Annotated in this window: 14 protein-coding genes; 6 read left to right on the top strand and 8 right to left on the bottom strand. The window is 40.8% G+C overall.

From position 1 onward, the window contains the following. Positions 1–58 precede the first annotated feature (58 nt). Positions 59–448 (top strand): hypothetical protein, encoded by a 390-nt coding sequence (locus FNH22_RS23705; RefSeq protein ID WP_143400939.1) that lies wholly within the window; start codon positions 59–61, stop codon positions 446–448. Positions 449–488: 40 nt separating this feature from the next. Here the strand turns inward: FNH22_RS23705 and FNH22_RS23700 are convergent, their stop codons facing one another. Both FNH22_RS23700 and FNH22_RS23695 read right to left on the bottom strand, forming a co-directional pair. Then, a complete protein-coding gene (locus FNH22_RS23700) occupies positions 489–1160 on the bottom strand; it encodes a response regulator transcription factor (RefSeq protein WP_185154382.1) in 672 nt (223 codons plus the stop codon). A 435-nt stretch (positions 1161–1595) separates the two neighbouring features. After that, the gene (locus tag FNH22_RS23695; RefSeq protein ID WP_143400937.1) at positions 1596–2453 is read right to left on the bottom strand and encodes a dienelactone hydrolase family protein; all 858 of its coding nucleotides are present in this window, start codon (positions 2451–2453) and stop codon (positions 1596–1598) included. A 118-nt stretch (positions 2454–2571) separates the two neighbouring features. Between FNH22_RS23695 and FNH22_RS23690 the strand changes: the two genes are divergently transcribed. The 3 genes from FNH22_RS23690 (at position 2572) to FNH22_RS23680 (ending at position 7385) form a co-directional block, all read left to right on the top strand. After that, the gene (locus FNH22_RS23690; RefSeq protein ID WP_185154381.1) at positions 2572–3918 is read left to right on the top strand and encodes a PAS domain-containing sensor histidine kinase; all 1347 of its coding nucleotides are present in this window, start codon (positions 2572–2574) and stop codon (positions 3916–3918) included. A 291-nt stretch (positions 3919–4209) separates the two neighbouring features. After that, the gene (locus FNH22_RS23685) at positions 4210–6378 is read left to right on the top strand and encodes a HAMP domain-containing sensor histidine kinase (RefSeq protein ID WP_185154380.1); all 2169 of its coding nucleotides are present in this window, start codon (positions 4210–4212) and stop codon (positions 6376–6378) included. Positions 6379–6524: 146 nt separating this feature from the next. Next, positions 6525–7385 (top strand): putative phage abortive infection protein, encoded by an 861-nt coding sequence (locus tag FNH22_RS23680; RefSeq protein ID WP_143400934.1) that lies wholly within the window; start codon positions 6525–6527, stop codon positions 7383–7385. Between the two features lie 17 nt (positions 7386–7402). Here the strand turns inward: FNH22_RS23680 and FNH22_RS23675 are convergent, their stop codons facing one another. From FNH22_RS23675 to FNH22_RS23650, 6 genes are all read right to left on the bottom strand, one after another. After that, the gene (locus FNH22_RS23675; protein WP_143400933.1) at positions 7403–8326 is read right to left on the bottom strand and encodes a DUF72 domain-containing protein; all 924 of its coding nucleotides are present in this window, start codon (positions 8324–8326) and stop codon (positions 7403–7405) included. A 221-nt stretch (positions 8327–8547) separates the two neighbouring features. Then, complete coding sequence (locus FNH22_RS23670; RefSeq protein ID WP_143400932.1) at positions 8548–12579, bottom strand: endonuclease/exonuclease/phosphatase family protein; 4032 nt, start codon at positions 12577–12579, stop codon at positions 8548–8550. A gap of 291 nt (positions 12580–12870) precedes the next feature. Next, the gene (locus FNH22_RS23665; protein ID WP_143400931.1) at positions 12871–13773 is read right to left on the bottom strand and encodes a histone deacetylase; all 903 of its coding nucleotides are present in this window, start codon (positions 13771–13773) and stop codon (positions 12871–12873) included. A 50-nt stretch (positions 13774–13823) separates the two neighbouring features. Then, positions 13824–16919 carry an ATP-binding cassette domain-containing protein gene (locus tag FNH22_RS23660; protein ID WP_143400930.1) on the bottom strand — a complete coding sequence of 1032 codons (3096 nt, stop codon included), beginning with the start codon at positions 16917–16919 and terminating at the stop codon, positions 13824–13826. 76 nt (positions 16920–16995) lie between these two features. Further along, entirely contained in the window at positions 16996–19617 is a 2622-nt protein-coding gene (locus tag FNH22_RS23655) for a M1 family aminopeptidase (RefSeq protein ID WP_185154379.1), read from the bottom strand. 53 nt (positions 19618–19670) lie between these two features. Continuing rightward, entirely contained in the window at positions 19671–20363 is a 693-nt protein-coding gene (locus FNH22_RS23650; protein ID WP_143400928.1) for an SDR family NAD(P)-dependent oxidoreductase, read from the bottom strand. Positions 20364–20496: 133 nt separating this feature from the next. On the opposite strand from FNH22_RS23650, the gene FNH22_RS23645 reads away from it, so the two are divergent. Both FNH22_RS23645 and FNH22_RS23640 read left to right on the top strand, forming a co-directional pair. Further along, on the top strand, positions 20497–21225 hold the full coding sequence (locus FNH22_RS23645) for a hypothetical protein (RefSeq protein ID WP_143400927.1): 729 nt from the start codon (positions 20497–20499) through the stop codon (positions 21223–21225). Between the two features lie 123 nt (positions 21226–21348). Beyond that, positions 21349–22179, top strand: coding sequence for a DUF6503 family protein (locus tag FNH22_RS23640; protein WP_143400926.1), 831 nt, complete (start codon positions 21349–21351; stop codon positions 22177–22179).

Genomic DNA, 22179 nt, shown 5'->3' with positions numbered 1-22179 from the left:
CCTATTCATGGCTTGCCAGAGCCCCAAAAACCATCAAAGTAAATCTCAACCAGGAATTATGAAACAAATTCAAGTGAGTTACACAGAAGATTACTGCGGCGGTGCTTTCCCATCTGACAGGATTTTGAAAGCTGAAAAAAAAGTAAAGGCTTATACAGACAAAGAACTTATAGTATCAAAAGAAGGGTGGCCAGCAGAAAAGATGATCACTTACCGCACCTCTTCCGAAGGTCAATTTGACATGGACCTGCCTCCGGGAAGTTACCAACTGTTTATGCCTGAAAAAATATTAGCCACCTACAGGGAAGGTAGTGTCATGAGCAGGGAGGTATGCGAAAAATGGAAAAGCACTCCTAATGGAATACTCTTAATAAAAGATGACACAACCATGAGGTTGGACGTAACCATTCACAGATCTTGTAATCGCTGTATCGAACGTGCACGCTAAACCTTTCTTGAAAACGCCAGCATACTACTTCAATGGGCTGTCAAACGACACCAAATGCCTGGGCATATTTTAACAACTCTACGAAAGAATGGATCCCCAACTTCCTGTTAATGTTTTTACGATGTTGCTGTACCGTATGCTTGCTTAAGAACAACTGATTCGCAATAGCAGGCCCATTCATACCATTGGCCAATAACCCTATGATCTGCTTCTCCCGATCAGTCAGATGGTTAAAACGATGGTAGTTAGACACCACAAACCTTTCTTCTCTTAAAAGTCGCTGCGTCTTAACTGCCAGGCCCTCAATCTCTTCTATGGGCTGTGTGATACTCACCAAACCATCATTTATCCGTGACAATTTGGTAGTAAGCAGGCAAAGCTTGTATTCTTTTTCAAGCGGATACCAGATCTTCACCATCTCACAGAATATGTCCGAAAAGTCTTTGCGTTCGAAAAACTGTTTAACCCTTGGAAAAACATTTTGAAGGGTATTGCTATGAATGTACAGCTTATGAAAGTCTTCACCGATCACTTGCAATTCTGCATTGGACAAATCGTAACTATTCCTACCGAAATAGTTCAGGTAAAGGGGAACTAAATTGGGAGCATCCAGGTGAAAAACCGCAGGAATAGTTGAACCAACTTCCTCTAAAGACCATCTCTCTTCTGCCAACCATTTGTCGATCACCACCAAGTTCATGTTGTGCGCCATACACAACTTAGCAGTTGTCATAATTTTAAATATTAATAACCAACAAAAAGACTCTGTAAGATATTAATAATAAAAGTACCAGTATAATTATTCTATCTTCATAAAGCACATGATCAATGCTCCGTATACTTTATCACAATGAAATTCTGTTTGTTATACTTTTTTGGAAAGGCAAATGCAAATTAATGTATTTTTCAAATTTAACATTGTCTTTTTTTACTACCACTGATTTCATAATTGTCAAAATTTAGAACAAAACTTACATTGTGTTAGAAACAAATTCTAATTCACAAATTATGAAATGAATAAGTTCAATTTTAAATCCATTGAAAACAAGTGTATGATTGTTTCTATCTCAATCTTCGTTAAAGTCATTTTTTAATCATGACAATAGGTAAGCTTACAAGGTAATGTTGTATCGTTTAAAGAATAAAATTATTGAAAAACTGAGTCGAATAAAGCTTTCATCTCATTCCATGATTGGGTATCAGCTTCAGCATTATAAGCTAAGGGCATGTCAAACTGCCTCCCAAGCGAATCCGCGTCCGGGCTGGTAAAACTATGAACGGCTCCTTCATAAGCGATGTATTTATAGTCAGCACCTGCCGCGTCCATGGCAGTTTTGTAAGATTTAACAGATTCCGGGGAGACAAATGTGTCATCGGCGCCGTTACATACTAATATTTTAGCTTTTACTTTCTCTCCCTCCGGCATCACGGGTAGTTCCACACCACTATGGAAGGCCGCAACAGCATCCATTTCCAACCCCATATTTGCCATAGTAAGTACCACGCTGCCTCCAAAGCAATATCCAATAGCTCCTATTTTTTCGGTATCGACATTAGGATTAGCTTTAAGTTCTTCCAGGGCCCTGGCAAAACGCGCTTGCCCTGCATCAATATTGGTCATGACACTCATTGCAAACTTCCCTGCATCGGTGGGATGTGAAGCTTTCTGCCCTTCTCCATACATATCCACAGCCAAAGCAACGTACCCTAGCTCTGCAAGCATTTCAGCTCTTTTACGTGCATAATCGTTATGCCCCCACCATTCGTGCACTACCAACACTCCAGGCCTTTTGCCTTCAAGGTTTTTGTCGTAGGCAATATATCCCTTCATAACCAATGAATCTGTAGCGTATGTAATTTCCTCCCCTGTAATATTTGCTTCAACGACCTCCTCTTCCACCGGCGTTTCCTTGTTGTCTACCGTATCACCTGACTTACCGGTACACGACACAATACCCAACAAAAGCAATAAAAATTTCCATTGCAGTACACATTCTTTACACATGATCTTGTTTGTTTAGTTTCTCCTTAAGATAGAAAAAATCATTCAAATGACGTAGTTCCATTACTATTTGCGACACAAGCTTTTATTGATCATTTTTACTTGTTTGATGGGGGTTTCGTTGAATTCATTTCGCATAAAAATAGGAGTACGCATTAGCCTGGTTATTATTTTTGGGTTTAGCGGTATTTATGTACTAACACAAACCTATTTCTGGCTGGTATCTATCTGGTTATTCTTATTTATGAGCATCACATTTTATGATCTCATTCGTTACATAGAAAGATCAAAGCGAGATTTAAGCAATTTTTTATTAGGTATACAGCAAAATGATTTTTCTAATACCTATTCGCTAAAACGGGCGAATAAGCTGGACTTCGAGCTTAACCACGCTTATACCACTATCATAAATGAATTTCAAAAACTCAGACGAGAGAAAGAATCGAATTATCATTTTTTACAGGCAGTGGTAGAACATTCGGGTATCCCGTTAATTGGCTACAGTGAAGGCAATTTGGAGATTACCCTCATGAATGGTGCGGCCAAAGAGCTCTTTAAAAAGCCTCACCTTACATCCGTTAAAGCCATATCAAGAATAGACCCCACTCTAGGGCAAGTGGTATCACGCCTGGAAAGCGGACAAAAAGAACTTGTAAAAGTGGTTATCGACAATGAGCTTTTAAACCTTTCGGTCATTGCCAAGGAAATAAAACTGGATGAAGGTTGGTATAAACTCATTTCTTTTCAAAACATTAAAACCGAACTGGATGAAAAAGAAATTGAATCATGGCAAAAACTTATCAGGGTTTTAACTCATGAAATTAAAAATTCAGCCATTCCTATTTCCACGTTAACCGAGGTGATCAACCAGATGATCACTGATGAAACCGGTGAGCTCAGAGACCTGTCTAAACTGGACCCTGAGGACCTGGAAGATTTGAAGATAGGTATTCGAACTGTCCAAAAACGAAGCAAGGGGCTGGTGAGTTTTGTAAACGCTTACGGCCAGTTGGCAAAAATACCGGAGCCAAGTATTAAAAAAGTTAATGTATCCAACCTGATAAAGGAGGTTACAGCTTTACTACAACACGATTATCAAAAGAACCATATAAAGTTGAATGCTTCCTCTAATGAATCATTGTTTATTCATGTGGATGCAGAAATGATTGAACAGGTATTGATCAACTTATTAAAAAATGCACGTGAGGCATTACATGATAATAGGTCGGGAGAAGTAACAGTACAAAGCTACTTAAAGAGTCATCAAACGATCATAAGCGTTAAAGACAACGGTCCGGGTATCGATCATGAAACCCTCGAACAGATATTTATCCCGTTTTATACTACAAAAAAAGAAGGGTCTGGTATCGGATTAAGCCTTTCCCTCCAAATTATGCGCGCTCATAAGGGCAAATTAAAAGTTCATTCCCAACCCGGTAAAGGCACCACATTTGATCTCATTTTTTAAATCACACTTAAGACAATAAAACGGTTACAGACGATTATGTCAAAGCTTATGATGTAAGTCAGTAACTTTGTCAAAATGAGTATAACTCCAAAAAAAGTGTGTATTTTGATTTTCTTTAAAGTTAATCATCTCATTATCAAAAAGATATAAATCATTTACCACAAGACTTTTATCTTTAACTCTTGTACGAATTACTTAGACTACTGTCCATATTTTTTCCTACGTTCACTGCTTATTTTATTTTTACATAATGGCGAAACGAAACGTATGTCGATAAAGGCTGTAATTATAATGATCTTATTATTGTTACAGGGCATCCATCTCGTTGCCCAGGAGTTTGAGATCAATAATTTCGGACCGAATAATTACAGGGCGGCATCGGATAATTATGACGGCCTGGAAGACAGCAAGGGAGTATGGTATTTCGCCAATGAAAATGGTGTATTGACTTACAATGGGAGTACCTGGCGACTGACAACGATCAGGGATTACTCTTCCGTCCATGCACTTTATCATCAAGATAGCGGACGGATTTATGTAGGAGGCAATAATGAGTTTGGATACCTGACCGGTGAATTTAAGTACGTATCCTTACGTGGTTTAATAGATACTTCTACAGCAATATCAGAAATATGGAACATCATTGAAGTAGCGGATAATATTTACTTTGAATGTAGAGAAAAGATCATTCGTTATGATGGAAAAAGGGCTTATGAGATAGGTATTCAAGATGGTTACCTGTTCCAGATAGGAAACGAGCTATTCGCTTCGATTTATAACCAGGGTTTAGCACTAATTACGAAGGATGGTTATGAACTGATCAATGAAGATTTTAATTTTCCTAACGACGGTGCTTTCCATGCGCATGCCATGTTAGATCATCATCAAGATTCGACCACTTCTTATCTTCTTACCACAGCATTTAACGGACTATATAAATTTAATCCCACCTCGCAGAAAATTGAAAAATGGCCTACCGAGATAGACGAGCTACTGAAAAATGCAGGGATTGCTGAGGTCATTATATGGAGAGACAGTCTCTATGCCATTAGTACTTTGACATCCGGACTTGTCTTTTTAGATGAAAATGGATATGTTCAAAAGGCCCTTGGGGAAGATAATGGACTATCCAGACCGGATAATCAAATCAAAACGCTGTTCGACCAGATCAACCCTAAAATTGAAGGGTTGATCAATGAGGAAAATGGCTTACCTACCAATCAACTTCGGTCCTTATTCCAGGACCAAAGAGGCAATCTTTGGATCAGTTCGCTGTATGGTATTTCCTACTTAAAATGGAATGATAACTATGATACCAGCTTTGTTCCTAGAGTTATTTTAAAACAGATCTCAAAAGATGTTCCCAAGTCCAAACGCACCCTGGAGTTTCGTTTTTCAACCCCGGGATATGATAAGTCTGACCTGGAGTATAGCTTTTACCTGGAAGGCTTTGAGGATGCCTGGCTTCCCTGGACTGCTGCCGTAGCTAAGGAATACACCAACCTGGATGGAGGTGCTTATGCCTTTCACGTGAAATCAAAAACCAATAAAGGCCTAGTTAGTAGCGAAGTTAGTTATTCTTTCGTTGTGCCTACCCCCTGGTATAAAAATGTATGGACATATCTGTTTGGCTTTTCCATACTTTCAATATCCATCTTTTTAGGCGTAAGATATCGTACTACCCGGCTAAAAATGCTCAACCGGAAGTTAGAAGTAATCATAGATAACCGTACCCGGGAACTGATCATGCAAAAAGAGCAACTCAAGACGACCAACGAAGATCTTAGGGTGATCAACGCGGAACTGGATAATTTTGTCTATCGATCATCACACGACCTGATTGCCCCCCTCAAATCACTGAAAGGACTGGTAAACCTTGCACGGCACGATGATCCAGGTGAAAGCCAGGTTACTTACCTGAATATGATGAATTCCAGTATTGTGAAACTGGAAAACTTCATCAAGAGTATCATGGAATATTCTATGAATGTCAAAAAAGAAATTGAGCACACTCCTATCTTCCTCGATAATATACTGGAAGATATCATCGGTGAGCTTAAATTTTTTGATAATGCGAATAAGGTAACCTTTGTAAAAGCTTACCCGCTGGACTTTGCTGTAACTACTGACCCGTACAGGCTTAAAATAGTCTTGAGCAACCTGATCACCAACAGTATTAAATATCACAATTATAGTCAGAACGATCCCTATGTAAGGGTTGAGGCTTTTAAGGAGTCCGGGTTTGCAGAAATTGATGTAATAGACAACGGTAAAGGCATAGATCCCCAATATATCGACCATATATTCAGTATGTTTTACAGGGCGTCAGACATAGCAGAAGGTTCTGGTCTCGGTTTGTATATTGTGAAAGACACATTAGCAAAGATAAAAGGCTCCATTCGTGTTGAATCCGAGATCAGAAAAGGCAGTAAGTTCAGCATACGCCTGCCTGATCATTAGTCGGATACATCCGATGCAGGGCAGTAATCACTATCAGGCTGTCATTTATTTACCTGAAAATAAGTAAATTTACCGAAGGAATAAGCAGACTTTCGAAAGTCAAACAATAAGTACTCACCGGACTTTTTATCTTCCCTTGATTAATTATGAAATTGCGTCGTCTAAGTTTTAGTGCTTTAGTAGCCAACATCCTGGGAATTTTCGCTATAGTAGCGGTAGCATCAGGAATTGCAGTGGTCTATCTGTTCTTTTATGCACTCAATAAAAATGATCCCACATTTTGGCAGAACATACAAACACTCGGAACGGCAGGTGAGTTTCTGGGGGGAACGGTAGGTTCCATTTGGGCATTGGCCGGTGTAATTTTGTTCTTTTTAGCCTTGATATACCAAAAACGCGAACTGGTTTTGCAACGCGAAGAACTAAAAGAAAGCAGGAAGATCATGGAAAATCAGTCTGCGACCATTGCTATACAGCAATTTGAAAACACCTTCTTTCAACTACTGAATTTTCACATAAATGCCTCAAATACCATCCGTAGCACTACTTTAGGCTCCAACGGCAAAAGCCATAATCCTTTTGACGCCCTATACAATGATTTTAAAAAAGAGGTAAATACACTAAAAAGAAGAAAAAAACAAGATACAGGAAACGTATCACCAGATGATGAATCCTTTGAAATATGTTTCAAAACAGTGTACGAAGGGTATAAAAACACTTTTCAACACTACCTGGAAAACTACCGTACGCTTATCTTCCTGATAGAAAATAAAAGTCACGACCCTGAGTTTTACTTCAATATTCTAAAGTCTCATTTTACTGAACAGGAAGTACTCATACAATTTTATTATGTCATCTTATTTGCAAGAGACAAAACGCTGCTGACGGTCTCTGAAAAGTATTCTCTTTTCCATAAGCTAAATCTCAGAGCAATTGCAGAAATTGACGCTTATCACCTGGATAAGGTTAAAAAAAGAGCTTATGCTGAAGATCAGACCGTTGAGTGATCTATAGCTAAAACACACTATATGTCTGGGAAAAGTGTACCCGGCATGCCAGCATTGTCTGTCACAAAATCAGGACGTGCAATGTTTAAGTTACATGCTTCGTTGATCTTTTTGATGAAATAATCACACGTGACCGGTGTATGCGTTTCATCTTCCTGGTGTGCGTAAAAGTATAATTCTTCCAACCCATTTTGAATCCAATATTTTATCCGCTGTACCCATTCGTCCAGGCGCTGATAATCTGATGGGTGAAGGTTGTATCCATTAAAACGTATGAAGACCTTAGGTACGGTCAGACGCATATGGAGTACATCTCGTCGTCCTCCCACGTCCGTGAGGACCACCCCCCTTTTTTGCTCAGCCATCATAGTAAATGTTTCGTCGAAAATAGCAGGATCGGTAAACCAGTCCGTATGTCTTAGTTCAACGAACATGGGAAAGTCATCCGGAATGTCCTGTACATACTTTCGTAGAGATTCCAGCTGTCTACCGGCAAAATTATCAGGCAATTGAAGAAATGAAGGGCCTAATTTTTCTCCAAAAGCCTCGGCAGCATCCAGAAACTGATCCGTAAAATACCCTGCATCATTAAGGCGTTTCAAATGACTTATGCTTCTTAAAAATTTGGGGCTGAACCTGAACCCATCCGGTGCACGACTTGCCCAATTTTCAACATTTTCTTTTTTGATACTGTAGAAAGTAGTATTCATCTCAATACCATTGAAATTCTTCACATATTGATCAAGAAAGAACTTATCTTTTGTATTTCGTGGGTAAATAAGCCCCACCCATTCTTTGATCCCCCATTTAGCACACCCGACGTGTACTTTTACCGGGTTGTTTTTTTTGCTCTTAAAGGCTTTAATGGTATCGGAGTGGTCTGGCGGAAGTGATAGATCAAGGTGCTCAAGTTCATGAGAAAAGACTTTACCGTATTTCATAGGTATCGGTGGTTAATGCGGTTCGGTTCTGACAGTTTACAAATAAAGAGCATTTAATTTAACTACATAACATTTTAGCTTCTGATGCATTATAACTTGTCAAAGTCTCAGGGTTTAGCCAACTAACCTCGTCTTAAAAACTACGGGAATAAAAGAAAACAGGTCACTTAAAAAGTAGCCTGTTTTCTTTTATTGAGTGACTAAAGTACTAAACTCCGTTACTAACGCTTTATTAGCTTAAATGTCTTCTCTATTTGCTTCCCGACGCCTTGCACTTTCATAAGGTAAATTCCGGATGGCAAATCCGCCAGGTCCACTTCGATGGTTTGATACCCTGCGGAAGAGTCCACTTCCTGTTCAAAAACTACCCTACCCACAGCGTTGTAGAACAGCAGTTTTTTAATATTATCATCTTCGGAAAGTAAATTTAGTTTTACTTTATCTACAAAAGGATTGGGGAAAGCAACAACTTCCAGCTCACCTTCTTCGTTCGGGGCAAAATTCTCATGGTCCTCAAGGTCACCTGACAATCGTCCATTATGTGCAGAAGGAGGATTAACAGGCCATATACCGTCCAGATCAAAACCGTCCGCATTACCAAAAAACTGGCGGGGGTCAGAAATGTCTTTCACTTTTATGAACCGGGAAAAATCTAACCCTGCAGATGCAAGATCAAATTTTCCATCGAGGCAGGTAGTACCTAATGAAGTAAACTCCTCACCATCTTCGGAAACAAATACCTCTGCTTTTTCCGGGTAGAAATAACAAGGTATGTCTAACCTGCCAAAGGTACTTTCATATATCCTGAAATCATTGCCTTCCAGGTCGTACAGCTTTTCATCCAGGCGTAATACGATCTCACCGCCAAACCCAAGGCTTACAAAGTTAAAATAATAGTTTTCCAAAGGTCTTCCCAGTGCTTTGGCCGGATTGCTTCTCCACCATACTACAGGTCTTCCGTTTCTTCGTTTCCCCTGTTTGAAAGAAACAACCTCTACCGCCTGAGCTGTGTTGAAGGTTACTTCAGGAACAAAGCTTAAACGTATGGAGATAGGCAAATGGTCTGATGTGGTGAAGCTATAGTCATTATCATAAAACTCGTACCCTGCCCTGGCAGAACCTTCTAAAAACTCATCAAACAATTCATCGGACAAGCTAATGTGATCAATTACATTTTCTCTGGACACAAAAGAACGGAACCCTCTTTCGCTCAATATTTCGGTCACCGGATTGTAATTTGCAGTGTCGTTTACATATACTTCGTATGAAGTGAGCGTAGAAGGTATGTCAGCTACCGTAAAATCTACATCGTCATTATAGTCTCCCAGCAAAACAAGGTTCACGTCACTGTAAAAGGCATCTAAGGTATCTTTTAGTACTTCAACATCAAACTTCCGCATGTCGTAACGATTTTGGGCATCCCTGCCGCTGTTAGCTCTGGCGTGTATAGCTACCAGGTGGATCTTTTTGGTGATACCTGCTATCTCCACATCGGCCACCATCAGGAAAGGCATTCTCCCACTGGCCCAAAAGCGGTCCGGCTCACTTGGATAACCTATTAATGCGGACGCATCACCTCCGTTGTAAAGCGGATGGACGGCGGTCAATAACGCTTTTGTTTCTGTAGTATCAGGTGTAACCGTACTTGTTTTGTATACAAACCCTACACGCTGTTTGGCCCCGGGGTCATTCGGCCTTGAAACAAAATCGGAAAGTATGTAATCATATCCGGGCAGCTCACTCACCATTTGGGCAAAAAGCACATCGTCCGTAATTTCCTGCACGGCGATTACATCAGCATCCAAACCCAGGATAACTGTTTTTACGCTGTCTTTTTGGATCTGGTCACTGTCAGGGTCTCCGGCTGCGGGTGAATTACTTTCATCACCAAACCATTCGATATTCCAGGTAACCACGTCAAAAGTTTCAGACTTGGGTATGTTAAGGTCATCGCCAGTAGGAACAAATTCTTCGGCACACGGCAGGTCTGCCTTTAATCTTGGCAACAGTTGGATAAATGTCTCAAAGCGCCCTACCACACCTGTTACACTGGCGCAGGTTTCCGGCTGCGCTTTACCTACTAAATCTTCTACATCATTGTCAATTCTCAACTGGCCGGTACCACTGGCATCGCTTAGTTCGAAATTGGCATTACCAAAAAGTAAGTCTCCGGGTAAAGGGAATGAAGGATTTAAAACAGTCACCAATTCACCGGGATAATCCGGCAACTGGCTTAACGTTATTACCCTGGGTACAATGGGTTGGTTTGCGGTACCAAAATCTATCAAATTGGTCACATTTTCAAGTTGTGCCTGCTGTCTGAATTCATCTCTTACAGCAGTGATCTCAACAGAATCACCTATCTGAAACGCTACATTTCCCTGCACCTGCGAGTCAAATACGGCTATCCCTCCTGTAGCATCCTGAACATAAGCGGGTCCACCCAGCTCTCCTGCTACAGTCAGCACTCCTCGTACAGTAACTGTTTCGTTCAACATGGCAGCCCGGGCCTCAGCTATAGTAACCAGCTCCGGGGTAACAATAACATCGTTAGCCACCCCGGGCGTGGGGAACACAGCCTCAAATGAAGCTGTGTTCCTTGCTCCACCTGCTCCATTGGGAATACGTGCTAATGACTCAGTATCTTTTACATTATTAGCATTTTCATCTACCTGAACCTGACCTGCATTAAGCAAAGGAAGCAAACCGGCATCTTCCGGGTCACCTGTTCCATACACCACAGCATCCAGTATGTTGTCCAGGGATATTGGCGTATCATTCGGGAAATCAATCGCGTCCCCCTGGTAAACAACTACAGCATCAGGGCCATTTTGAAGTGAATTCGGGTTTGTTTCAAAATCAACATTGGCAACCCCGGCATTCCCAAGAACAAAATACCCTTCGGCATTAGTGGTAAATCCATCCAGGTCATATGCCCCATAGCTTTGATCATCGCTACCATTATAAAGTACTACTACCAGTCCATCCAGTGCAGTATTTCCAACACCTCCGTCAAACAACTCAATGAACTCTGCCGAATCAAGCCCATCTGTATCAGAATCTATTTCATTAATGAACAGATCAGCCAATGGTTCTGTAGCTACTTTATTGGGCAATGCCGGTGTATTAACGGCTTCACCCGCATCGGCTATTACTCCAGGAAATAAAGGCAATCCAGCTCCACTAAAGTCATTTCTTACCCAGTCGGTGGCATTGTTTGTATCAGCGCCGTCAGGAATTCTTGACGCGCCACCCACCGTAAACGAAATCCCATCGTATCCAGAACTAAGCACTGTTCCGGCATAGGTAATATCACCGCTGCCTCCGTCATTGACAGATATGTCATCTACCAGTGTATCCCAGGGTTGGCTATCCAGAACACCATCATTGTCTGTGTCCAGATCATCTCCCTCAGCGCCTGTGAAATTTTCAACCAATAATAAAGAAACGGTGCCATTTTCAATGGCATTGGAAAGAAAAGGGGTAGTCCAGAAACCCTGACTGTCCGTGCTGCCTATTGTTATTACTTCATCTATCAGGCCGGCTGCTGCACCATCTCCTTCAATTTCTAAGATAGAAAAAGTACTATAGTCTGTACTACCAGCTCCAAATATTTCTATAAACTCGTTGCTGTCCGTCCCATCATGATTAAAGACAAATTCGTTAATCAGCGGGGTCTGTAGTGTACCCGTGCCGAAAGTTTGTCCGTTATTTACGGCATTATATGTGCTAGGGGCAGGAGTCTGCCAGGTAAAATCCGTATAAACAGATCCGGTTCCTGCTAACTGTAAAGACTCACTCGACAACGTGGTACTGTTACTTTCTTCAACACCGATATCTTCACTCATGAGGCCGGAAGCAATCCCGTTAGTCGCTGTGACGACACCTTCGTAGCTCAGGAACTGGATGATGACATCAGAAGGGTTTACAAGGACGATTCCGTCAGGAGACCCATTCTGAAGACCGGTTGCATTGAAAAAGCGTGTACCTATGCCACCTTGTTGATTATTTAACACACCTGATAACGCAATGGTATTGTAGGTAGTACCACCACTGCCGTTGTAAAGCACCAATGACCATCCTGTAAGATCTGTACCGGCAGGTCCTGCTATTTCTATACCTTCGTTAGCATCTCCGCTTATATTATCGTAATGTATCTCATTAATAAAAACACTTTGTGCCGGTAGCCGGGTAAGTCCGAACAAAAGCAGCAAAAGGGTAAAATGAATTGGTTTAGGGTATTTTTTTTTCATTTGATTAGATAGGTTAATAATTTAATTATTGAAATTACGATGATTTAAAAAGGAAATAGAGTATTACATATTAATAAAATATAAAGTTTTCAGTCACTCTTTATCAGGACCTTATTGAAAATTGCATTTTGAGATCTTAAGGGAAGCACACAGGACGAAGGGCCGGATACCGGATGTTGGGACTAACGAGATAAACTGCGAATAAGTGTGGTGAAAATGGTATGACTCCGAATTTCGGTAACTGGTACTAAGGCCTGTTGATGAAATCTATCGACTGCAAATAATTTTTCTTCAAAAGAAAATGGACTGAGCCAGCCGATAGGTATTGGCATGAGCCTCTATGATCAGGCGAATATCCTCTGAATACCCTCCACCCATTGAGGCTACCAGTGGTATTTGGCATATTCTGGCTGTTTCCAAAACCAACCTGTCTCTTTGTTTACACCCTTCAATAGTAAGTGACAGGCGACCGAGCTTATCTGTTTCCAAAACATCTACACCTGACTGAAAAAAGATAAAGTCAGGTTTTAAACGAACCATTAATTCAGACAGTGTTTTATCTAAAAGGTCCAGATATTCTTTATCTTCTGTACCATCCGGCAAGTCTATGTCAAGATCACTCTTTTCTTTATGTCCGGGGTAATTTTTTGCTCCATGCATACTAAAGGTAAAAACTCCTGGTTCGTGTTGAAATATCTGTGCAGTGCCGTTACCCTGGTGTACATCAAGGTCTACCACCAGAATTTGTTCTGCCTGATGGGTATCAAGCAAATATTGAGAAGCAATTGCGATATCATTTAAGAGGCAAAACCCTTCGCCACGATCCGTAAAGGCATGATGGGTACCTCCGGCTATATTCATGGCTATACCATACTCCATGGCATAGTCGGCACAAAGCAACGTCCCGTGCATGATGTTGATCTCCCGGTCTATGAGTTGCCTTGAAAGCGGGAAACCTGTTTTTCTTATTTCAGACCTGGAAAGTGATAAGGTATTCAATTTTTGCCAGTATTCCGGATCATGGACCTTTGTTATATGTTTTTCAGCAATAGGTGAAGGAGGAAATAAGTTAGCACGCTCTATGGTACCTTCATGCAGTAATTGCATGGGCAGCAACTCATATTTGCTCATCGGAAAACGATGGTTTTCCGGTAAAGGATGTGCATAGATATCAGACCAGGCTATTTTGAGCATTGAAAAGTATATCAATTAAAAAACAACAATCTTTAAGAGACCTGGTTCTATTAATTCTTCGCCCGACGTCTTCTTTTATCCGAGTCAAATATCCTCATAATGCGTTTTAATCCATCATAGTAAAGGGATACATAAAGCAATAAGGTCATGCACCATATCACTGTAATATTGAATGCAAGCGTATCAAAGTACTTCCCTGCCAAATGTTTTTCCGGCACGAAAAATTTAGACCTTACATCCAGTAAATGCCCGGGGTCATGGTCTTCAAAATAGATAGGATAGATCTTCTGAATCAAACGATCTTCCACCTCAATAACACGATGGACTGAAGTGCGGTTGGTAAGTGTGGTATAAATAGCTTCGTTTTGATAAACGAACCTCATTGAATCAAAGGACTTCTTCGTCTGAGGCGTAGCAGTCAAAGAGTCGATGATATGGTCCTTCTGTCTAACGGTGTTTGCATATCGTTGACTATAAAAACGCTCCATGGTAGTTAAGAACCGGTTGGCCTCCATATAACCAAGGGAATCAAACTTATCAATGTAAAGTCGGTCCATTTGGGTAAATTTATCAGCGCCTACTATCTCCAATTCATCTTCTATTTCATTTCTTACGATACTGAGCGACTTACTAATTCGTTCTCTTTTTGGTGTAAGTCGTTCTTTTAAATTATTAAAAGCATAGACCAGTTTACTCTGTACCGTTGGAATATGATAGAGCTTCTTATATTCTGCAAGTGCAGCCTGACGGTCCAAATGATAAAACTGAGATTCGAAAGCATTGTCTTTAAACTGTGTGACCATAGCCGCCTCAAAAGCCCACCTGGATGCCATAAACTCCCCTACCAATGGTACGCCATCCAGTGTAGTCACTGATGGGTTAAACTTATCAAAATTGATCACCACCCCACTTAACAAGAGCTGTGGGATCAATAATAACGGGATCAGAATATAGATGGTAACAGCGGAATTGAAAGTAGCAGATATGTTCAGCCCAAGTAAGTTAGCACAAGCCGAACAGCTAAAAAGGATCATCCAATAACGTAGTCCCATTCCTTCTATTTGTAAGATCATATCCCCAATCATCACAAAACTGATCGTTTGTACGGCTGAGATCATGAATAAGACCAGTATTTTAGAAACCAGGTAACCGCTCTTGCTTAGGTTAAGAAACCGCTCTCTTTTCAATATACGCCGATCTCGAAATATTTCTTCAGCACTCACTGTCAAGCCCATAAAAAGCGCCACTATGATACTCATGAAAAAGTATATTGGGATATTCTCGTTTTGATAAAATGAATAGGTCCTTTCTGAATCACCAATGGTGGAATAATAGCGAACCAGAAAAGACATGAACATAGCCAGCAGTGGGGCCTCCAACAAGTTGATAGCCAGGTACTGTCTGTTGGACATTTTAGCGAGTATATCTCGTGTTATAAACACTTTCAGCTGGCTGAACCAGCCGGGAATATGTTGCCTGGTTTTGATCTTTTCTTCCGAGTGTCTGACCTTCGGGATCTTGATCGAATCTCTGAAAAATTGATACCACTGACCGGGTGAAATTTTACGCACATTCGTGAGACGTCCGAATTCATTGACCACCCTGGTTTCTATGATGCTGAAAATTTGCTCTGCATTTACATTACCACATTCGGGGCAGGCGCTCTGATTTTTATTGGCAGCATTGACTATTTCCTTGAAGTAAGTAACGGCTTCAATGGGATTTCCATAATAGATCTGCAGGCCTCCAATATCAAGAATGAGTAAGTTATCAAACATTTTAAAGATGTCTGACGATGGCTGATGTATGACGACAAACACCATTTTACCACGCAGTGATAGCTCCTTGAGCAAATCCATGATATTCTCAGAGTCCTGAGATGATAACCCGGAGGTAGGTTCATCTACAAACAATACACTAGGTTCTCTCAATAATTCCAATCCGATGTTCACCCGCTTGCGCTGGCCACCACTAATGGTTTTTTCAAGAGGAGACCCTACTTTGAGGTTTCTTATCTCTGACAGTCCAAGGTTCAGAAGCACTTTTTCAACTAACCGTTCGGTAGTCTTAGCCGAATATTGTTCAAAACAAAGGCGCGCAGCGTAGTAAAGGTTCTCAAATACGGTAAGCTCTTCAATAAGCAGGTCATCCTGAGGAATATAACCAATCACTCCTTCCACTTTTTCAGGATATTCATGAATGTTGACCCCATTGATAAGTACACGCCCACTCGATGGACGTTCCGAACCATTCAACACATTCAAAAAGGTAGATTTACCCGACCCGCTGGACCCCATGATACCTATTAGCTTACCACCTTCAACGGTCAGGCCAACATTTTGCAAGCCCGCCCTTCCACTTTTAAAGTGGTAGAAAATATGCTCTGCAGAAAGAGTAAGATTCGTTTCCACCTGCCCTATCAAAAACCGGCTAACGATGTCGCTGTAATAAATTGTGTTGATCTTAGAGCCACGTATCGTACTACCCGTAGGGAATATGTCTATTTTCCGGCTTTTTAACTGGATGCTATTCAAGTATAAAGTAGAGATACCCAAGTACTTAATAAAGTAGGTCTCAATATCAGGAAGTCTGAGAATAGCAATTAGTCCCGTCAGGTTCTTTGCCACCATACTAGGCCCCTCGATTTCCAAATCACCAGATCCTTCATCGATAATAAGGATATTGCGAGATGATAGTTCATCTGGATCCTGACCAATAATAAATGACTTGATCGTCATAATATCCCGTCTTCCGATCTTTAACGCTTCGCTGATATAAAAGATAAGATTTTCCTGGCGTTCTGAAATATCACCATCCGCATAAAGGAGTTCAACGATCTTAACGATCATTACTACTTTCTGCTGCATGGTTAAGGCCTCATTCACCTGTTTGGCAATGGCCATGATCTTTGCCCAGTCGTCAACGAAAGCCAGTGTCTCAGAATCCAGGTTTTCAAGGTCCTTCGCAGCTTCTACTTCATATTCACAGCAATAGTCATCGAATAGTTTCAGGTAATAACCAATCGCTTCCTGGTTAAGGTGGACTAATAGAAAATCTTTAATATTAGCACGTTCATCCTCTGTCACCCGTTCTTTGGCTACAATGGCAAACATTTGGATAACAGCCTTTAAAAGCTCCTCACTCATACACTACGCGGACTATTCTAATTGACAACATGAATTAATAAAAGGTTACTGTGGTATCCAACAACCACACAAAAAATTATTCACCTTTATCATCTTCAAGGCTTTCTTTACGCTTTAACTCACCCCAACTTTGTCGTACATTCTCTGATCTAAAAAGGTGGTCAGAAGATTGCAATAGCTTATTTTTCAAATCGGAACGATACTTATTATGGTCATAGAGAAACTGCCTGACTGCATCTTCAGCTTCTTCGGACTGATGGTTTTCTAACGTTCGGTCGAGCCATCTTTTAGGAAAAAAGATGTCTCCAGTCTCAGCTATTTCTTCCAATAATTCCAGGCTCTCCTTAATGTATTTTGCAGATTCCGAAGTCCTAAGGGGATGATGCAAATAATACAATGCTTCCAATACCCATTCTTCATTTGATCTGTTGACCACGTCTTTCAAGCTATTAAAAAATGTATCTCTATCCTGTTCATCAGCAGACAGGGCCTGCATTACAAACCGCATCCGGTCTCTCCTGTCCGGGTTTTCTATTTTTTGAAATCGATCTTCCATAAGTCTTTGACATCCTTCCACCTCCCTCACAGCAAGTTCATAAGCCAGTTTTATTTTATCGTTCTCAGAAAACAAAAGGTCCGGTATTTCCATTTTATCCAGGTATATGGAATGCAGAAGTTGGGTGCCTTTTGCGGTAAATGTAAACGTTGTCAGCGCTCGAAAATAGGTGGTCCTTAAATTATCATTTTCAGTGCTCAAAAGTCGGTTCAAAAGTACCCCTTCCAACCTCGGAATTATCATATCACGCTGATTATCATTAAGATAAATCCAAAAGGTTTGCTTAAGTACGTCCATCAAATAAGAAACTATCAACGGCTCTTGTTCTGTCACTATATTATTCATCAATGCCATGGCAAATCGCTCAGGGTCTACCTTACCATACAACATGTTTTCGTACAAACTCATCCAGACTGCCCCACGGATCACCTCATCCGTTTCTTCATGGATATTTTCCAGGTAGTATTCAATGCTAGCGGATTTCATGCTAAAATATCCATACCCGGCGCCATCTGAGTTGGTAAATACATATTCAGGAAAAGGAAGCCCTATCCCCTCAGCTACATTGAGTCGTCTGGACGTTTTATTAACTTCAATATGATGCGCACTATCAGCCCACCCTAGGAGCAACTCCAATTTCTGAGGCCACCAAATATTGGACTGTTCATCCTTGCGGTAGGTGAAAAGATCGAATTTATTTATGGTGTCTCTCTTTTGCCTCATGTTATATCTTATATGAGGCATCTCAGGACTTTTTACCCAATGATTATTCCACCTATCCAGTTTATAGTCTGTATTTTGAGATAATATTCCAATGAGATCGTCCCAGGACGCATTGGCAAACTGGTATTTTTCCAGGTAAGTTCTTATTCCTGTCTGAAAAGCTTGCTCCCCCATATTATCCTCCAGCATACGCATCACTATAGGGGCTTTTTGGTAAATAATGGCTCCATAAAGTGATCCCGCCGCCTTTAAATTATCAAGAGGCTGCTGGATAGGGTGTGAGCCCTGGGTCCTGTCTACCGCATAGGCGCCCGGATAATGAGACATTATAAACTGCAAGTCATGATTAATCTGCGGATAGTTGGGTTGAACAATTTTTGCAGCCATAAAATTGGCAAATACCTCTTTCAGCCATACGTCGTCAAACCACTTCATAGTCACAAGATCTCCAAACCACATATGCGCCGTTTCATGTGCTATGAGCCGTGCGCGCCTCAACTCTTCTGTCAACGTATGTGATTCATCCAAAAACAGACTGGAGGACTTATAAAATATCGCTCCGGGGTGCTCCATACCTCCGAATTGGAAAGAAGGCAACAGTACGAAATGAAATTTCCCAAAAGGGTATGGGATGCCGGTATACTCTTCCAACCACTCCAATGACTTAATATGCCAGTCAAAAATAGCTCCTGAATTACGTTCTACCCTATCCTGATCCGTTTCCCTATGATACATGGTGAGTTCCCTTCCATTGATTTCTTTTGTAATGGCTTGAAATTCACCTGCTGCAAAAGCAAAAAGATAACTACTGATAGGTAATGTTTCCTGAAAAGTGATTTTTTTGCGGTTGGATGAGCTGTCACTTACGTGGGAAGGTCCATTAGATATAGCGCTCCAAGCAGCCGGGACCTGCAACGTCAAGCGATATTTAGCTTTTATATCGGGCTGGTCAAATACGGGGAAACAGCTGGAAGCCTTCGCCGGTACAAATAAAGAATATAAAAAATTCTCTTTTCTGTTAAGCGATCGATCACCCGCAATGAACTTGATATAAAAATGATTATGCGATGCCAGCGCCTCTCTTTTTATTACAAGATGTTCATTCTGTACACTAAAAGGCACAGGCCCGTTTTCATCCTGTACCTCTTGGACCAACTCATCTCCGGCATTAAAATCCAACACCAAATCACGGTCTGTTGATGATAATGTGAAAGACAATTTCAACTCAGCATTTATGGCAACATCCGGATCCTCTGGTAAGTTAAAGTTGAGGTCATAAACAACATCAGAAATAACAGAATTACGGTATTCTGCTAATTCCAGTGAAATACCAGGAGTCAATTCTTCTGTATTTTCTGTACACGAGGAGAGGTAATTGATGGCCAAATAAGCGCAGATAAATAAACGTCTAAAGGTCATACCTTTAAACATACACATAAATCAATTAACTGCTAACGCGTAGGAAGAATATACTATAGTGGGCGTAGTGCAGACATCCCTCCATCCACTCCCAGTACCTGACCAGAGATCCATGAAGCCTGTTCAGACAGTAAGAAAGAAGCTACGGAAGCTACATCTTCAGGCCTCCCAACCCTTTTCAGAGGATGTCGTTCTCCTGATTTTTCTTTCTTTTCGTCATTAGATAAAAGCTTAGCCGCCAAAGGTGTGTCCGTGATAGAAGGAGCAATGCAATTTACACGTACCTTTGGAGCCAGTTCAGCAGCAAGTGAACGTGTCAGACCCTCTACGGCACCTTTTGAACTGGCAACTGATGCATGGAATGGCATACCCTGCGCAACAGCCACTGTACTGAATAAGATGATGGAAGATCCTTCCGTCTTTTTCAACGCTTTTAAAAAAGTCTTTATTGTTTTTACAGCGCCGATCACGTTGATCTGAAAATCATTAAGATAATCATTTTCGGAAAGGCTTTGAAAGGGCCTTAAATTGATCGATCCGGGACAATAGACCAACCCATTTAATTCTTCAAGATCATTTTCAGGCATTTCATTGAGCACATCTACCTGTCTGTATTCGATGTTTTCATCCCATACGTCATTGGAACTTCTTGACAGAACACGCACTTTATTACCTGCTGCTGAAAGAGAGTTGGCAATACTCAAACCGATCCCTGAACTCCCGCCTACTATTACATATTGTTTCATGAACATTGAACCGCTGCCCGTTGCTATTGTTTAATAATTCAGCTAAAATCTATTTTTACTGGGTTAGTTCTTCCAAGTCACCTATCATTGTATGTTTACATTCAGTAAATAGGTTAATCTACAAATCGATATCATGAAATTTTCTCCTTACCTGGTCACACTACTTTTAACTATAGGTTTTGTACAAGCTCAAACTGCTGAAACTATTCTCAGGAAACATATTGAAAATAGTGGAGGAAAAGAAGCATGGAATAAGGTAAAAAGCATCAGGATCATGACCAAAATGAGCCTACCCATGGGCGAGCTTAAAACCAAAATCGTACAAATGAAACCTAACTTTATTTATACGGAAACAGACGCTATGGGCCATAAAATAGTACAAGGTTATGATGGGACTGACGCCTGGATGATCAACCCCATGACAGGAAGTAATGCCGTTCAATCCATGCCGGAACCTATGACAAAGCAATTACTTCAAAGCCAGCAAAGCCTGGAACCGGATTGGATCTATTATAAGGAAAAAGGTTATGAAGTAATTCTGAAAGGTACAGAAGAAGTAGACGGTGTGGAAACCTATAAATTGCAGATCATAAAAGATAAAGACAGCGCAGAAAAGGTCTATTTCTACTTCGATAAAGAAAACTACATGCCTGTCTCTACTAGTTTAACTATGGCAAGCGAGACTGGTACCAGCACTTCAATACAAACTAAATTAAGTGATTACAAAGAGACGAACCTGGGAATTCTCATGCCTCATCGATATGAAACAAGTATCATGGGGCAAAATTCTGTGATCATTTTCGACGAAGTAGTTATGAATGAATCCATCGACAAAAACATATTCAAGAGGCCTTCGGAATAACGTTTCTTTCCCTGCTCTCAAATAATTTTAGTGTGTTCATGCAGTTGTCAACTCAAAGACACGCCTAATCCTTAATACCTGTGTAGTTTTAAGTAAACTTTCAACATTAGCAAATATAGAATTATGAAAAGATCCCTGACAGCTATATTATTAGTATCTATTTTGGCTGCTTGTACTTCCAGCACACCTGACTCAGAGAATACAACCGTCGAAAAAGAAGTTGCATCTACTGATACTCCAATAGATATGAGCGCTTATCCTGCGTTGTTCCAAAACGTATTGAAAGCGCATGGAGGCTTAGACACCTGGAAAGGTTATGTAAGTTTGACCTATGCCGTTAATTCTACCCTTGGAGGTGATAAGGTTGAGACGCATACAGTGGACCTGTGGAACCGTAACGTCCGTATTGAAAGCGAACAATATGTATTGGGTATGGATGGAAAAGAAACCTGGGTAACACCTTCAAAAGAAGCCTTTGGTCCATTGCCTCCACGTTTTTATCACAATCTCTTATTTTACTTCTTTACCATCCCTCCTGTACTGGCAGATGACGGTGCTATCTATGAAGATCTGGGAGAACGAACGATAGAAGATAAAACATACCGTGCCCTAAAAGTGGTTTATGGCGAAGGCATTGGTGACGCAAGTAAAGACTATTACATTGCACATTTCAATCCTGAAACATTTCAACTGGAGCTGCTTTTGTATACAGTCACCTACTTTACTGATCTGGAAACAGAGGAATACAACGTACTTCTGTACAAAGAATGGCAAACCGCTGACGGCCTGTTAGTACCGGCTTATATCGAAGGTCACTTTTTTAAAGATGGCAAGATCGGAGACCTGCGTTATAAAGTAAATTTCACTGATGTTAAATTTTCCGCAAAACGACCTGAACCCTCTCTATTCACTATGCCGGAGGGTGCAGAAATTGACTCTTTAATCGTGCATTAG

This window comes from Fulvivirga sp. M361, assembly GCF_007097395.1.
GTDB lineage: Bacteria > Bacteroidota > Bacteroidia > Cytophagales > Cyclobacteriaceae > Fulvivirga.
Note: the sequence above shows the minus strand (reverse complement) of the source record. Positions and strands in the feature narration are given on the sequence as shown.